The following is a 15,428-nucleotide window of genomic DNA, read 5'->3' on the forward strand; positions in this document are numbered from 1 at the left end:
CCTTTGTGGGGTGCCGCCAGCGTATCGGGCGTCAGCCGGGTCGTCGCGGGGGGTGGCTGACCACCGTGCAGGCGTAGAGGAAGCCCGCCGAGAAGCCGATGACGTGGACCAGGTAGGCGACCCCCGGGCCGGCCGAGTGCACCGACCACCACTGCAGGGCGAACCAGAGGCCGAGCACCAGCCAGGCCGGGAAGCGCAGCGGAAGGAAGAGGAGCAGCGGGACGAGCGTGGTCACCCGGGAGCGCGGGTGGAAGCGCAGATAGGCGCCGAGGACGGCGGAGATCGCGCCGGAGGCGCCGATCAGCACCCGGGTCGAGTCCGCCGAGTGCGCCTCGGCGAGGGCGAAGCCGTACGTGGCCAGGCTGCCGGCGGCCAGGTAGAAGAGGACGAACCGGGCCCGGCCGAGGCGCCGTTCGACGGTGGGGCCGAAGACATAGAGGAAGAGCAGGTTGCCGGACAGGTGCAGCCAGCCGGCGTGCAGGAAGAGCCCGCTGAGGACGGAGAGCGCCGGGTGCTTGCCCGGGGTGGGGGCGGCCGGGCAGCCGGGGAGCGGGTCCGGGGCCTCGGCCAGCTGTTCGGCGGTCAGCGGGCGCCCGGCCAGCAGCTCGGCGGGGACGGCGCCCCAGCGCTGCTCGTACCGCTGCTCGGCGCAGGCCCGGGCCGGCCCGGTGCCGTACAGCGGGTTGAGTCCGGCGGCCGGGCCGAGCAGGAAGACCAGGGTGTTGACCGCGATCAGGGCGTAGGTGACCGCCGGTGCGGGCGCGGCCGGGCCGCCGTCCTGCGTGTCGGTGTGGCCGGAGGCCGCGAGCGCCATGCGGCCAAGCATCCCTCGGGCCGCGGTGTGTGACACCGCGCTGTACGGCAGGTGGAGCAGCGATCACGATCCCTCGAACCGGTGGCCGCGATGGTTGCCCCAGGCAATAGGCTTGGGGCGGGCATTCCCGCCTCCCGCCGCCGACGCCGGGGCTCCGGGGGGAGCGCCTAGCCCACGCAGGGACCACCCGAGAGGACCCCCGATGACCGTCCCCGCCCTGACCGCCGAGACGCGCTGGCGCTGCACCCTGTGCAGCAACCTCACCCGCTTCGACGTGACCCGCACCGCGCGGGTGACCGAGTTCCTGCACTTCGACCTGGCCGGCGAGTCCAAGGTCGAGGAGATCGAGGTGCTGAGCGAGACGATCGAGTCGGTGCGCTGCCGCTGGTGCAACGCGGTGGACCAGGTCGAGCTGGTCGCCCGTCCGGGTGCCGAGGGTCCGGGGGCAGAGGATACAGCGGTCGCGGCCGAGCAGGGTTGATGCCCCGCCGGTGCGGTGGACGGTGCACGGCGCGGCCGTCCACCGCACGGGACAATACAGACAAGACGCACGGAGCGTGACGACAGGGCGGCGGCCGCCGGGCCGCGCCCGTTGGACCAGGATCGGAGCCGAGGACGTGGTGGACGCAGCGAGGGAGCCCGCCGAACCGCAGGGGCGGCAGCCCGCTGCGGACGGGCAGGCGCCGGCCGCTGAGGCGGCGGAGACCGTCGTCGGGACCGCTGCGTCCGAGTCCGACGAGGCGGCCGGCCGCCCGGTCGAGAAGCTCGACCGGCCGCTGCCCGAGGGCGTGCGCCGGCGCGTGGTCGGCCTGGCGGCGGACGCGCTCGGCGGACTGCCGCCGGGCGAGCTGCCGCAGAGCCTCCGTCAGTACGCCAAGTTCACCCCGGCCCGGCGGGCCAAGTACGCGGCCACCGCGCTGGCCGCGGCGCTGGAGTCCGAGCCTGCCTTTCGGGTGCGGATAGCGGAGCGGCTGCGGCTGGGCCAGCCGGATCTGGTGAAGGCGCTGGAGTCGGGCAGCGTCCCCGGCGCCGCCGATCCGATGGACGTCGCGGCCGCCGCCTACCTGGTGCGGCCGGCGGGCTGGAGCCGGCTGGTCGCCGAGGCGGGCGAGGAGGCCGAGCGGGCCGGCGCCGAGGGGGCGGCGGCGGAGGCGACCCGGCTGGCGGAGAAGCTGCAGGCGGAGCTGTCCGAGGTGCGGGCCGCCGCGCGGGCGGACCTGGAGCGGCAGCGGGCCGAGTCGGAGCACGTTCGCCGGGAGGCCGACTCGCTCCGCAAGAAGGTGCGTTCGCTGGAGAGCGACACCCGTCGGGCGCAGGCCGAGGCCCGTCGGCTGGCCGGGGAGCTGGAGGGGCTGCGGGCGCAGGCTGCGGCCGAGCGGAGCGCGGCCGAGAGCGAGGCGCGGCGGCTGCGGCACCGGGTCAGCGAGCTGGAGAACGCCGCCGAGCAGGGCCGCCGGTCGGCCCGCGAGGGGCGCAGCGTCGAGGACATGCGGCTGCGGCTGCTGCTGGACACCATGCTGCAGTCGGCGCAGGGGCTCCAGCGGGAGCTGGCGCTGCCGGTGTCGCAGATCCGCCCGGCGGATCTGGTGGAGGCGGTCGTGCCGGGCGCGGCCTCTCCGCACGACGTGGCCCGGCGCGGGCTGGCGGAGGACGATCCGGCACTGCTGGACCAGCTGCTGGCGATCCCGCAGGTGCACCTGGTGGTGGACGGCTACAACGTGACCAAGACCGGCTATCCGACGCTGCCGCTGGAGCAGCAGCGGATCCGGCTGCTGGGCGGGCTGGCGATGCTGGCCCAGCGCACCCAGGCGGAGGTCACCTGTGTGTTCGACGGGCAGGACCTGGACGTGCCGGTCATCATGGCGCCGCCGCGCGGGGTCCGGGTGCGGTTCAGCCGGACCGGGGAGACGGCGGACGAGCTGATCCGCCGCTTGGTGCGGGCGGAGCCGCAGGGGCGTCCGGTGGTGGTGGTCTCCACCGACCGGGAGGTTGCGGAGGGCGTGCGGAAGGCCGGCGCGCGCCCCGTGGCTTCGGTGCTGCTGCTGAACCGGCTGGCGCGGCCCTGACCTGGCGGGACCGCGGTTCGGTCCGGATGATGCCTGGTCAGCGTCCGGTTTGCGGTGATGTGGGGATTAGGTGAAGTCACTCCGGGGGTTAGGGGTTCAACCCTTTGGGGGAGTGGCGGAACGCCTAGATCTTCACTAGGGTCAGGCGGCAAACCTATTTTCCGGATTCTCACCCGATCAGGTGAGGCCGATGGAAGAAGGAGTCGGTCCCTTGGCCTCCCACCGCCGTCCCAAGCAGCCGAGCCGCGCGCGGGTCTCCGTGCTCACCGCTGCCGCGGCGACCGCGGTCGCCCTCTCCGCGCAGGTCGCCGCGCACGCCGCGCCGCAGCCGAACAAGACGGACGTCAAGGCGCAGATCGACCAGCTCCAGCAGGAGCAGGAGCAGGCGGCCGAGAAGTACAACGGCGCCAAGGAGCGGGCCGACCAGCTGCGCAAGCAGGCCGACCAGCTGCAGGACCAGGTGGCACGCGGCCAGGAGCAGATGACCCAGCTTCAGACCGGCCTCGCCGGGGTGGCGGGCGAGCAGTACCGCACCGGCGGCATCGACCCGTCCGTCCAGCTGATGCTTTCCTCCGACCCGTCCAACTACCTGGCCAAGGCCTCCAGCGTGCAGCAGGCCAGCACCAGCGAGACCGAGGCGCTCAAGGGCCTGCTGGACCAGCAGCGCCGGCTCGACCAGGAGAAGGCCGAGGCCGCCGCGGTGCTCGCCTCGCTCGACTCGACCACCAAGGACCTGAACCAGGCCAAGGCGGACGTCAACGCGAAGCTCAAGGCGGCGCAGGACCTGCTGAACTCGCTCAGTGCCTCCGAGCGCGCCGCGCTGAAGGCCCAGCAGGCGCAGGACGACCGCGCCTCGCGCGGCAGCGACCGGGTCGACCTCAGCAGCCTGCCGCCGGCGAGCGGGTACGCGGCCGTGGCCGTCGCCAAGGCGATGAGCAAGCAGGGTTCGGCGTACGTGTGGGGCGCCACCGGGGAGAACACCTTCGACTGCTCGGGCCTGATGCTCTGGGCGTACGGGAAGGCCGGCGTCTCGCTGCCCCGCACCTCGCAGGAGCAGGGCAACGTCGGCACCAGGGTGCCTTCGCTGGACCAGGCCCAGCCCGGCGACCTCGTCGTCTACGGCAGCGACCGGCACCACGTCGCGATGTACATCGGCAACGGCATGGTGGTGCACGCGCCGCACACCGGTGATGTGGTCAAGGTGATGAAGGCCGACGCGATGCCGATCAACACCATCCGCCGGGTCTGACGCCCCGACACGCCCGCGGCCCGTGGAAGGCCCTGTGATCCGCGCCACCTCCGCCCGGGGGTGGCGCGTTCGCTTCCGTGCGCTTCGTGCCTGTGTGCTTCGTGGCCGCAGGGTGAGAGGCGGTCAGCTTTGCGTACGACGGCGATCACCATCAGTCATATTCACAAATGAACTTGGTAATTCTTCCGTCTTTTTTCTGACAAGGATTTGAACGGATCACGGTTCAGTTACTAGGGTCGTGCCCCGAACCACCGCACTGTCGATCACCCAGCCTGGGTGGCGGCGGTGGTTTCCGTCGAGTTCGTGAAGCAGCGGGACAGGTCGAAGCGCCTGTCCGACAGGGGAGCCCAGCAGTCGGGGGCGCTGTGGAGCGGAGCCGGGGAACCACGTTCCTCCGGGGTGAATCGGCGCCAGGTCGGCCGGTGGAACGGCCGTGAGGCGTCGTAGGGCATGCTTCCGGCCCGAACCCGTCAGCTCACCCGGTAGGCGGCCGTAGGAAGAAGGAGTCCGCCTTCGTGGCGTCCCATCGTCGTCCCAAGCCCGCCGGCCGTGCCCGGGTGTCCTTCATGACCGGTGTCGCTGCAGCAGCCGTCGCGCTCTCCGCGCAGTCCGGCGCCCACGCCGACCCGGCGCCGACCAAGGACCAGGTCAAGGAGCAGGTCGACCAGCTCAACCAGCAGGCCGAGGTCGCGACCGAGAAGTACGACGCCGCCCAGGCCAAGCAGCAGGAGCTGCAGAAGCAGGTCGGCACCCTGCAGGACCAGGTGGCGCGCCAGCAGGCCCAGGTGACCGACCTGCAGGGCGGCCTCGCCGAGATCGCCGGCGAACAGTACCGCAACGGGGGCATATCCCCGACCGTGCAGCTGATGCTCTCCTCCAAGCCGGACAACTTCCTCAGCCAGGCCGACGCCCTGAACCAGGCCGGCAGCACCCAGAAGGGCCAGCTGAAGCAGCTCCAGGACCAGCAGCGCAAGCTGGACCAGGACCGCAACGAGGCCCAGGGCAAGCTCGCCGAGCTGGACGCCACCACCACCCAGCTGAAGGCCGCCAAGGACGAGGTCCAGGGCAAGCTCAAGGCCGCCCAGGACCTGCTCAACTCCCTGACCGAGCAGGAGCGCCAGGCGCTCCGCGCCGCCGAGGAGAAGGCCGCCGCCGACGCGAAGGCCAAGGCGGACGCCGCGCAGGCCGCCCAGCAGGCCGCTCAGCAGGCCGCCGACCGCGCCTCCCGCGACAGCAGCCGCGCCAACCTGGGCTCGCAGTCGTCCTCGTCGAAGCCGTCCTCGTCGCCGTCCTCCTCGCCGGTCGCCAAGCCCGCCCCCGGCAGCTCGATCGGTGCCGCCGCGCTGTCGTACGCCGCCACCAAGGTCGGCAGCCCGTACGGCTGGGGCGACACCGGTCCGAACTCCTTCGACTGCTCCGGCCTGATGGTCTGGGCGTTCGACCAGGCCGGTGCGACCCTGCCGCGCACCTCGCAGGCGCAGGCCGGCGCCGGCACCCGGATCGGCACGGACCTCTCCCAGGCCCAGCCCGGCGACCTGCTGATCTTCTTCGGCGACGCCCACCACGTCGGCATCTACGCGGGCAACGGCCAGGTGCTGCACGCGCCGAAGCCGGGGGCCTTCGTTCGCTACGAGGCGGTCAGCAACATGCCGCTGTCCTCCATCGTGCGGGTCTGATCCCCGACCAAGCCCTCGCAGGCCCGGTCTTCCTCCCGGAAGGCCGGGCCTGCGGCTTTTCCCTCGAAGTCGGACTGATGTCCGATTAGGTGTCAAATATTCGGGTTGGGAGGGGTTTGGACTCGGTTGCCCGGACTCGCTAACGTCTGCCACCGGACTCCCGCTCACAAGCCGCCCGGTCCGGTGCGGCAGCGGGGTCCGTGCCGCAGGATTGGAGCCGCTGCCGCCATGCTCGTGCACCGCCGTTCCCAACTGCTCGCCCGTGCGCTGGTACTGACCGCGGCCGCCACCACCGCCCTCGGCGTGACGAGCGGCGGCAGCGCCCAGGCCGCCCCCGGCGCGCCGGACACACCGAACCGCAAGGACGTCAAGGCCCAGGTCGAGCAGCTGTACAACGAGGCCGAGCAGGCGTCGGAGAAGTACAACGCCGCCCAGGATGCCCAGCAGCGGCTGCAGGGCGAGACCACCATCCTCCAGGGCGACATCGCCGTGGCCCAGGACCAGCTCAACCAGCTGCGCGGGGACCTCGCCACCGTGGCCGGCGCCGAGTACCGCGGCGGCGGCATGGCGCAGACCGTCCAGCTGATGCTCTCCAGCGACCCGGAGGGGTACCTCACCCGGGCCCGCGCCCTCGACCAGGCGGCCGAGCGGCAGAACGAGACGCTGCACGAGCTGGTCACCCGGCAGCGCCGGCTCGACCAGCGCCGCACCGAGACCTCCGCCAAGCTTGCGGAGCTGGACCAGGCCCGGCGCTCGCTCGCCGACAGCAAGCAGCAGATCCAGCAGCGGCTGGCCACGGCCCAGCGGCTGCTCAACAGCCTGGGCGTCGCGGAGCGCGCCCGGATGGCCGCGCAGGACGCCCGGGAGGCCGAGGAGCGCGCCACCCGCGGCACCGACCGGCTGGACCTCGGCGACGCCCCGCCCGCCTCCGAGCGCGGGGCGGCGGCGCTGGCCGCGGCGGTGCGGATGATCGGATCCCCGTACCTCTACGGATCCACCGGGCCCCGCGCGTTCGACTGCTCCGGTCTGATGTACTACAGCTGGCGGCAGGCCGGAGTGACCCTGCCGCGCACCTCGCAGGCCCAGGCGTACGCCGGGCAGCGGGTCAGCCTCTCCGAAGCACGACCGGGAGACCTGGTGATCTACTACCGGGACATGCACCATGTCGGCATGTACGCCGGCGGCGGGGTGATCGTGCACGCCCCCTACCCGGGCGCGAAGGTCCGCTACGAGAGCGTCAACGCGATGCCGGTCGCGGGGGTGGTCCGGCTCTGAGCCCGACCCCGGCCCCGTCCGAACCGGCCGCGATACGGCGCTGCGCGCTGTCCCGGCGCGGCGCGCTGCTGCTCGCCGCCGGCGGGCTGGCCCAGCTGTCGCTGCCGCCCGCCGCCCCCGCGGTGCCCGCGCGGGGGCGGACGGCGGCGGACGAGCGCGCCGAGGTGGCGGCGGTGCTGGACGCACGCGCGCGGGAGCTGCCCGGGACGTCCGGGCTGCCGCTGGCCGAGGCCGGCTACCGCAACCTCGTGCTCGCCCCGGGCGGCGGACCCGGGCGGCTGACCGTCGCGGCCGACCTGGCCGTGCGGGTCGCCGGGTACGACGAGTACCCCGTGGTGTATCCGCGCCGCCTCACGCTGGCGCGGGCCGACGGCCGGCGGGTCGAGCGGGAGGAGAGCGCGAGCGGGCCGCCGGCGCTGTGGGACTTCGGGGGCGGACAGGCCGCGCAGGGCGCGCACTGCCTGGTGCTGGGGCTGGCCGACGGGCCCGACCCGGCGGGGCTGCTCGCGGTCGGCGAGCGGGCCGCCCCTGCGGTCAGCGCGGTCTGGGGCGCCGGCTGGGCCGGCCGCGTCCTGCTCGAACTGCCCGCCACGGAAGCACAGTTCGCCCGGCTGCTGGGGGCCGACCCGGCCGGCTGGACGGGCATGGCGGCGGTCACCGTGGCAGCTCCCGGCGCACCCCGGCACACGCCGGCGGACCGGGTGCTGATCAACCCCGAGGCGTACGGGCGGCTCAGCGACTTCGGCCGGCAGGTCGTCGTCACGCACGAGACCACCCACGTGGCGACCCGGGCCGACACCCGCGCCTGGACGCCGCTGTGGCTCTCCGAGGGCGTCGCCGACTGGACGGCGTACCGGGACTCCGGCCGTCAGCCGCGGCAGATCGCCCCCGAACTGGCCCGCGACGTCGCCGCCGGCAGGCTGCCCACGGGGCTCCCGGCCGACCGCGACTTCACCGCGGGCGCGACCGGCATCGCCCAGGCCTACGAGCAGGCCTGGCTCGCCTGCGAGCTGATCGCCCACCGCTACGGCCCCGACCGCCTGGTGGCCTTCTACCGGGCGGTCGGCGCGCCCGACGGGGAGGGGGCGGACCGGGACCAGCGCCTGGACCGGCTGCTCCGCGCCGAACTGGGCATCGGGCAGGCCGAGCTCACCAGGCTGTGGCTCGCCGAGGTGGCGGCCCTGAACGGCTAACGGCCTGCCGGGGTGTTGGGGCGGTCGATGCCGTCGAGGAGGTCCTGCTCGTAGGCGATGCCCGGGCGGACCGGGTAGGCGCCGGCCGGGACGGGCTCGGGCTTGGCCAGGACCACCGTCGGCGGGAGCCGGTCGGCGCCGCGGGTGGAGCGCCAGAGGCGGACGCAGGAGAGCACCGTGGCGGCCAGCAGCAGCAGGTTGCGCGCGCTCAGCACGGTGACGGCCGACGGTTCGCTGGCGAGGATGTGGCTGAACATCAGCGGGAACTCGGCCAGCGTCAGCGGGCAGGCCAGCAGGATCAACACCGCCACCGGCCGCTGGCTGCTGCCGCGCACGGTCAGGCAGACCGCCGCGACGCCGACCAGCCAGACCAGGTACTGCGGGCTGATCACCCGGCTGGTGACCGTGAAGATGAGCAGCGCGGTCAGCGCCGCGTCGTACATGGTGGTGGCGTTGCGGCGCTTGGCGGTGAAGCGCCACAGCAGCAGCCAGGCGAAGCCCAGGACGGTGCCGGCCATCATCACCTTGCTGATGACGCCGACCCACGGCCCGAGCATCTCCGGCGAGCCGTAGTTCATCGTCACCTTGCCGTCCCAGGCCCCCGCGATCCGGGCGTAGTGCAGCGGCAGCGCGCCGAGCGACTCCACCTCGATGCCGCGTTCCTTCTGGAAGGCCAGGAAGCCGAACGCGCCGTTCATCCCGGCCGCGAGCAGGAAGCCGACCGAGACGGCGGTGGCGGCGGCGAGCGTCCAGGAGCGGCGGGTGCGGCGGCCGGAGGGGGTGCCGATCAGGCCGAGCAGCGGCCAGATCTTGATGATCCCGCCCAGGCCCAGCAGCAACCCGCCGATGGCCGGTCGGCGGATCAGCGCGAGCAGCCCGGCCAGGGCGATCGCGGTGACGATGATGTCGAAGCGGTTGTAGACCATCGGGCCGAGCAGCGGCACGCCGACGATCCACATCCAGGCGCCGGTCAGCGCCCGGCCCCGGCGCAGGCCGGTGCGGACCAGCAGGGCCGTCGCGGCGACGTCGGCGACCCCGCAGAGCACCCAGAACGAGACCAGGTACGACCAGGGCAGCAGGCCCGGCAGCAGGATCACCAGGGCCGCGCCGGGCGGGTACTGCCAGGTCACGTCGTCGAACGGGAAGGTGCCGGTCTGCAGGACGCCGTACCAGGCGTGGTAGACCAGCCAGACGTCCGCGGTGATGTCCCCGCCGGGCCCCTTCAGCACGCCGGTCATCAGCAGCACCAGCACCGTCCGGGTGGCCACCCAGGTGGCACCGAGCGCCGCGAGCGCGCCGAGCGGGCGGCCCGGGCGGGCGCGCGAAGAACCGGACTCGATGGCCGGGGCCAACTCCACTGCGCTCCCTCGTTCGTCTCGGACGTCCCCACCGAAGCGCCGTGCGACGGACGCCCGGGCCGCCGTCGGCTGTCTACGTTCCAGGTCTACGTTCTAGGACTGACCCGGGGGTCCAACGGTTGCCGTGCGCGGATCCGTTCCCGGCGGGTCGTGGTGTTGACCTATCGTACGGATCACCCAGCGGTACACCGCGCACCCCCCGACCGAACGAGCCGTGGCCTGATGCACAGAACCTTGATCGTCACCAACGACTTCCCGCCCCGCCCGGGCGGCATCCAGGCCTTCGTCCACAACATGGCCGTCCGTCAGCCCGCCGGGAGCGTCGTGGTGTACGCCTCGACCTGGCGCGACGGCACCGAGGTGGCCCGGTTCGACGCCGAGCAGCCGTTCCCGGTGATCCGCGACCGGACGAAGGTGATGGTTCCCACACCCCGGGTCACCCGGCGGGCGGCGGAGATCCTCCGGGCGGAGAAGTGCGACTCGGTCTGGTTCGGCGCCGCCGCGCCGCTCGGGCTGATGGCGCCCACGCTGCGCCGGGCCGGGGCCGGGCGGCTGCTCGGCATGACACACGGGCACGAGGCCGCCTGGGCGCAGCTGCCCGCCGCCCGGCAGCTGCTGCGCCGGATCGGCGCGGGCACCGACGTGCTGACGTACCTGGGCGAGTACACCCGCTCCCGGATCGCGGGCGCGGTCGGGCCGGAGGCGGCGGCCCGGATGGTGCAGCTGCCGCCGGGCGTGGACGAGACGACCTTCCACCCGGAGTCCGGGGGCGCCGAGGTCCGCCGCCGGCTGGGGCTGGCGGACCGGCCGGTGGTGGTGTGCGTCTCCCGGCTGGTGCCGCGCAAGGGCCAGGACACCCTGATCGAGGCCATGCCGCAGATCCTGGCCGACGTGCCGGACGCGGTCCTGCTGATCGTCGGCGGCGGCCCCTACCGGGCTGACCTGGAGAAGCTGGCGGACGCCCGGGGCGTGCGGGCTTCGGTGCGCTTCACCGGCTCGGTGCCGTGGGAGGAGCTGCCCGCGCACTACGGCGCCGGGGACGTCTTCGCGATGCCCTGCCGGACGCGGCGCGGCGGGCTGGACGTCGAGGGCCTGGGCATCGTCTACCTGGAGGCCTCGGCGACGGGCCTGCCGGTCGTCGCGGGGGACTCCGGGGGCGCGCCGGACGCGGTGCTGGAGGGCGAGACCGGGTACGTGGTGCCGGGCGGCTCGCCCGCGGCGGCGGCCGAGCGGATCGTCCGGCTGCTGCACGACGAGGAGCTGCGGCGGCAGATGGGCGAGGCCGGACGGCGCTGGGTGGAGCGCTCGTGGCGCTGGGACCTGCTGGCCGGGCGGCTGACCTCGCTGCTGGCCGCCTAGCGTGCGGACGGGCCCGCTCCCCGGGAAGGGGGGCGGGCCCGTCCTTGTGCGTCAGCGCTGGTACGGCTACTTCTGGTAGATCGCCTCGACGTCGGCCGCGAAGTCCTTCAGCACGACGTTGCGCTTGAGCTTGAGGGACGGCGTGAGGTGGCCGCTCTCCTCGGAGAACTCGGTGTCCAGCAGGCGGAACTTCTTGACCGCCTCGGCGTGCGAGACGGCCGCGTTGCCGTCGTCCACCGCGGCCTGGAGCGCGGCCAGCAGGTCCGGGTCCTCGCGCAGTTCGGCGACCGTCGCGGTGGTGGGCTTGCCGTTCAGCTCCTTCCACTTGGGGAAGAAGTCCGGGTCGACGGTGATCAGGCAGGCGACGAAGGGCTTGCGGTCGCCGACCACCATGACCTCGCCGACCAGCGCGTGGGCCCGGATCCGGTCCTCGATCACCGCCGGGGCGACGTTCTTGCCGCCCGCGGTGACGATGATCTCCTTCTTGCGGCCGGTGATGGTCAGGTAGCCGTCGGAGTCCAGCGAGCCGAGGTCGCCGGTGGCGATCCAGCCGTCCTTGAGGGTGTCCGCGGTGGCCTGCGGGTTGTTCCAGTAGCCGGTGAAGACCTGCGGGCCCTTGAAGAAGACCTCGCCGTCCTCGGCGATCCGGACGGCGGCGCCGGGCAGCGGCTGGCCGACCGTACCGATCTTCGGCTTGTCCCACGGGTTGAAGGCGGTGGCCGCACAGGTCTCGGTCAGGCCGTAGCCCTCCAGGACGGTGAAGCCGATGCCCCGGTAGAAGTGGCCGAGCCGCTCGCCCAGCGGCGCGCCGCCGGAGATGGCGTGGGTGGCCCGGCCGCCGAGGGCGGCGCGCAGCTTGCTGTAGACGAGCTTGTCGAAGATCGCGTGCTTGATCCGCAGGACCAGGCCCGCGCCGCCGGCGTCCAGCGCCCGGCTGTACGCGATCGCGGTGTCGGCGGCCTTGTCGAAGATCTTGCCCTTGCCGTCGGCCTGGGCCTTGGCGCGGGCGGTGTTGAAGACCTTCTCGAACACTCTGGGCACGCCCAGGATGAGGGTGGGCCGGAAGGCGGCCAGCTCGGCGGTGACGTCCTTGATGTCGGAGACGTGGCCCAGCTTGATCGGGGCCATCGTCGGGGCGATCTCGGCGATCCGGCCGAGCACGTGGGCCAGCGGCAGGAAGAGCAGGACGGAGCTCTCGCCGGTGCGGAACAGCGGGGTCAGCCGCTCCACGATGTTGCCGCACTCGGCCATGAAGTTGCCGTGCGTCAGCTGACAGCCCTTCGGACGGCCGGTGGTGCCCGAGGTGTAGACGATGGTGGCGACCGAGTCGGCGGTCGCGATCGAGCGGCGCTCGGCGACGGTGGCGTCCTCGACGTTCTGACCGGCCTCGGCCAGCGCGGCGATCGCGCCGCCCTCGATCTGCCAGGTGTGCTTCAGCTCCGGCAGCCGGCCGCGGACCTTCTCGACCACCTTGGCGTGCTGGTCGGTCTCGGTGAGCACGGCGACCGCGCCGGAGTCGCCGAGGATCCACTCGACCTGCTCGGCGGAGGAGGTCTCGTACACCGGCACGGTGATCGCGCCGGCCGTCCAGATCGCGAAGTCCAGCAGCGTCCACTCGTACCGGGTGCGGGACATGATGCCCACCCGGTCGCCGGGCGCGATGCCTGCGGCGATCAGGCCCTTCGCGGCGGCGTGCACCTCCACCTGGAACTGGGCCGCGGTCAACTCCTGCCAGCGGCCGTCCACCTTCCGGCTGAGCACCGCGACGTCCGGGTGCCGCTCGGCGTTCTGGTGCACGAGGTCGGAGAGGTTACCGCCGCTCGGTACCTGATAGAGGGCCGGAAGGCTGAAGTCGAGCAAGACTGCTCCTCGTTCGCGACGCTGCGGGACGGCAGGACGTTACTGCCCGGTAGGCAGCTTCGACCAGGGGGGTCGGCCCCGGTGTTCGAAGTGTCACACCCGGCCGGGTCGGACCAGGCCGTGACCGGGTCGTTCGAATGGCACCCTACGGCAGGCCGGGGGTGACCTGCCGGTAGCATGCCCCGCCCCCCGGCGCCACCGGGCGCCGGCCGTCCGCCGCCCGGTGCCCGTGCGGCCGAGCGGATCGCCGGTCGCGATAGCCTGCTCCGGGCACACCCGGACGAGCACGCTCGGCCGGAGCGGCAGGCAGAGGGACGAGGCGGAGGGCCATTCCATGGCGGAGCACACCAGGTCGAGCATCACCATCGACGCGACCCCGGCCACGGTCATGGCCGTGATCGCCGACTTCGCCGACTACCCGGCCTGGACCGGCGAGGTCAAGGAGGTCGAGGTCCTGGAGACCGGTGAGGACGGCCGCGCCTCGCAGGTGCGGCTGCTGCTGGACGCCGGCGCCATCCGCGACGAGCACGTCCTCGCCTACACCTGGGACGGCGACCGCGAGGTGAGCTGGACCCTGGTGCGCAGCCAGATGCTCCGCTCGCTGGACGGCTCCTACACCCTGGCCCCGCTCGGCGGCGGCGACCGCACCGAGGTGACGTACCAGCTCGCCGTGGACGTCAAGATCCCGATGCTGGGCATGATCAAGCGCAAGGCCGAGAAGGTCATCATCGACCGCGCCCTGGCCGGACTGAAGAAGCGCGTCGAGGACGCCGACGGCAAGAAGCCCGTCCAGGGCTGACAGCGCGGAACGGGGGTCGGACACGGCATGACGGCGACACGCACCATCCTGGTCAGCGGCGACGCGGGCGCGCCCACGGTGGCCGCCGCCACCGCCCTGCACGCCGCCCGGCGCGGGCACCGCACCTGGCTGCTCGCCGCCGACGACCCGCACCGGGCCCTGGACGGCGTCCTCGGCACCCGGCTGGAGCCCGAACCGGCCCGGTACGCGCCCGGCCTGACCGTCTCCCGGATCGACGAGCAGGCCGCCTTCCGGCACGCCCTCGGCGAGCTCGGCGGCCGGCTCAAGCCCGCCCTCGACCTGCTCGGCGCCGAACCGCTCGACCCCGAGGAGCTGACCGCCCTCCCCGGCATCGCCCGGATCGCCCTGCTGCGCGCCCTGCCCGCCGCCGACCAGGACGTCCTGGTGGTGCTCGCCCCGCCGCCCGCCGAGCTGATCGCCGCCCTCGCCCTGCCCGAGCAGCTGGAGCGCTACCTGGACCGGCTCGTCCCCGAGCAGCGGCAGGCCGCCCGGGCGCTGCGCCCGCTGCTGGCCGGCCTGGCCGGCGTCCCGATGCCCGCCGACTGGCTGTACGAGAGCCGGTCCAGGGCCGCCGGGGTGCTCGCCGAGTCCCGGGCCGCGATCACCGCGCCCGGCACCAGCGTCCGCCTGGTCACCGCGGCCGACGGCCACCCGTACGAGGAACTGCGCCGGATCCGCGCCGGGCTCGCCCTGCACGGGCACCGGCCGGACGCGGTCGTCGTGCACGGCGCGCTGCCGGACGCCGCGCTGCACTCGCCCGACCCGTGGCTGGCCGCGCTGGCCGGCCGCCGCCGCGAGGAGCTGACCGAGCTGGCCGCGGCGACCGACGCCCCCGTCCTGGTCACCGGGCAGGCCGACGCCACCCTGGAGGCCGTCGCCGACCGCCTCTACGGGGACGGGCCCGGCCCGGAGCGGCTCGCGCCCGAGCCCTGGCCGGTCGAGGACCGGCTGGCCGAGGAGGGCCTGCTGGTCTGGCACCTCGTGCTGCCCGGCGCCGACCGTGCCGACCTCGACCTGGTCCGGCGCGGCGACGAGCTGGTGGTCGGCCTCGGCGCCCACCGCCGGGTGCTCACCCTGCCGTCCGCGCTGCGCCGCTGCACCGTCGCCGGCGCGGGCCTGCACGACGGGGCGCTCGCGGTGCGCTTCGCGCCCGACCCGGCGCTCTGGCCGCGGGGCTGACGGCTCCAAGGGCTGACGGCTCTCGGGGCTGGAGGCTTTCGCGGCTGAAGGCTTTCGGGGCTGAAGGCTTTCCCGGCACCTCGGGTAGCGTCGGGGCCGGTGGCCGCGGGGTGCGGCCCCAGCAGAGGAGGCCCCGCGATGACCAGCACCGACCGGACCGAGCCGACCAGCGGGCCCGCCGACGAGCCGGGCGGTCCGCAGGCCCACCCGTTCGGGCCGGAACTGGGCCCGCTGGTGGACGAGGTCCGCCGGTTCGCCGACACCGTCGGCCAGAAGGCCCAGGAGGCGAGCGCCGACACCCTGATCACCCTGGCCGGACTGGCCGACCGGCTGCGCGAGCAGCAGCCGGAGGTCTACACCCACCTCGCCGCCGCCGGCTCCGGGCTGGTCTCCGCCGGCGCCGAGCTGCTGGCCGCCTACCGTGCCGCCGTGGCCGGTCACGAGCGCCGCTGGACCGCCGGCGAGAGCGCCCCCGCCGAGCGGATCGACCTCGACACCCCTGACGGGCCGTCCGCCAAGCAGTGAATCCGTAGCTCCTGAGCTGTCACTCCGCGATCCCCGTGCGTGACGAAGCGGGAA

At 73.8% G+C, this 15,428-nt stretch carries 13 protein-coding genes and 1 riboswitch; of the genes, 10 read left to right on the plus strand and 3 right to left on the minus strand.

Annotated elements, in window-relative coordinates:
* Nucleotides 1-31 precede the first annotated feature (31 nt).
* Nucleotides 32-814, minus strand: a complete 783-nt coding sequence (locus KV557_RS03450; RefSeq protein WP_218198093.1) for a rhomboid family intramembrane serine protease — start codon at nucleotides 812-814, stop codon at nucleotides 32-34.
* Between the two features lie 202 nt (nucleotides 815-1,016).
* Here KV557_RS03450 and KV557_RS03455 point away from each other — a divergent pair, with 202 nt between their 5' ends.
* The 6 genes from KV557_RS03455 to KV557_RS03480 all read left to right on the plus strand — a co-directional run bounded on the left by KV557_RS03455 (nucleotide 1,017) and on the right by KV557_RS03480 (nucleotide 8,273).
* The gene (locus tag KV557_RS03455) at nucleotides 1,017-1,295 is read left to right on the plus strand and encodes a hypothetical protein (protein ID WP_218198094.1); all 279 of its coding nucleotides are present in this window, start codon (nucleotides 1,017-1,019) and stop codon (nucleotides 1,293-1,295) included.
* A gap of 136 nt (nucleotides 1,296-1,431) precedes the next feature.
* On the plus strand, nucleotides 1,432-2,880 hold the full coding sequence (locus tag KV557_RS03460) for an NYN domain-containing protein (protein ID WP_374106585.1): 1,449 nt from the start codon (nucleotides 1,432-1,434) through the stop codon (nucleotides 2,878-2,880).
* A 211-nt stretch (nucleotides 2,881-3,091) separates the two neighbouring features.
* Nucleotides 3,092-4,129, plus strand: a complete 1,038-nt coding sequence (locus KV557_RS03465; RefSeq protein ID WP_218198096.1) for a C40 family peptidase — start codon at nucleotides 3,092-3,094, stop codon at nucleotides 4,127-4,129.
* Nucleotides 4,130-4,480: 351 nt separating this feature from the next.
* Nucleotides 4,481-4,634, plus strand: a riboswitch (cyclic di-AMP (ydaO/yuaA leader).
* A gap of 61 nt (nucleotides 4,635-4,695) precedes the next feature.
* Nucleotides 4,696-5,805, plus strand: a complete 1,110-nt coding sequence (locus tag KV557_RS03470) for a C40 family peptidase (protein ID WP_256176849.1) — start codon at nucleotides 4,696-4,698, stop codon at nucleotides 5,803-5,805.
* 228 nt (nucleotides 5,806-6,033) lie between these two features.
* The gene (locus KV557_RS03475; RefSeq protein ID WP_218198098.1) at nucleotides 6,034-7,080 is read left to right on the plus strand and encodes a C40 family peptidase; all 1,047 of its coding nucleotides are present in this window, start codon (nucleotides 6,034-6,036) and stop codon (nucleotides 7,078-7,080) included.
* Nucleotides 7,081-7,253: 173 nt separating this feature from the next.
* The gene (locus tag KV557_RS03480) at nucleotides 7,254-8,273 is read left to right on the plus strand and encodes a hypothetical protein (RefSeq protein ID WP_218198099.1); all 1,020 of its coding nucleotides are present in this window, start codon (nucleotides 7,254-7,256) and stop codon (nucleotides 8,271-8,273) included.
* Here the strand turns inward: KV557_RS03480 and KV557_RS03485 are convergent.
* Nucleotides 8,270-9,631: a glycosyltransferase 87 family protein gene (locus KV557_RS03485; protein WP_308129747.1), complete on the minus strand. Its 1,362-nt coding sequence runs from the start codon at nucleotides 9,629-9,631 to the stop codon at nucleotides 8,270-8,272. The two genes, KV557_RS03480 and KV557_RS03485, sit on opposite strands and share 4 nt — an antisense overlap.
* 222 nt (nucleotides 9,632-9,853) lie before the next feature.
* On the opposite strand from KV557_RS03485, the gene KV557_RS03490 reads away from it, so the two are divergent.
* Complete coding sequence (locus KV557_RS03490) at nucleotides 9,854-10,990, plus strand: glycosyltransferase family 4 protein (protein ID WP_218198100.1); 1,137 nt, start codon at nucleotides 9,854-9,856, stop codon at nucleotides 10,988-10,990.
* Between the two features lie 66 nt (nucleotides 10,991-11,056).
* On the opposite strand, the gene KV557_RS03495 is transcribed toward KV557_RS03490, so the two are convergent.
* Entirely contained in the window at nucleotides 11,057-12,850 is a 1,794-nt protein-coding gene (locus tag KV557_RS03495; protein ID WP_218198101.1) for an AMP-dependent synthetase/ligase, read from the minus strand.
* A gap of 334 nt (nucleotides 12,851-13,184) precedes the next feature.
* Here KV557_RS03495 and KV557_RS03500 point away from each other — a divergent pair, with 334 nt between their 5' ends.
* The 3 genes from KV557_RS03500 to KV557_RS44370 all read left to right on the plus strand — a co-directional run bounded on the left by KV557_RS03500 (nucleotide 13,185) and on the right by KV557_RS44370 (nucleotide 15,374).
* A complete protein-coding gene (locus KV557_RS03500; RefSeq protein WP_218198102.1) occupies nucleotides 13,185-13,649 on the plus strand; it encodes an SRPBCC family protein in 465 nt (154 codons plus the stop codon).
* 27 nt (nucleotides 13,650-13,676) lie between these two features.
* Complete coding sequence (locus KV557_RS03505) at nucleotides 13,677-14,849, plus strand: ArsA family ATPase (protein ID WP_218198103.1); 1,173 nt, start codon at nucleotides 13,677-13,679, stop codon at nucleotides 14,847-14,849.
* Nucleotides 14,850-14,987: 138 nt separating this feature from the next.
* On the plus strand, nucleotides 14,988-15,374 hold the full coding sequence (locus tag KV557_RS44370; RefSeq protein WP_218198104.1) for a DUF5304 family protein: 387 nt from the start codon (nucleotides 14,988-14,990) through the stop codon (nucleotides 15,372-15,374).
* The last annotated feature ends 54 nt before the right edge of the window (nucleotides 15,375-15,428 follow it).

The sequence above is a fragment of the Kitasatospora aureofaciens genome, assembly GCF_019192735.1.
Taxonomy (GTDB): domain Bacteria; phylum Actinomycetota; class Actinomycetes; order Streptomycetales; family Streptomycetaceae; genus Kitasatospora; species Kitasatospora aureofaciens_A.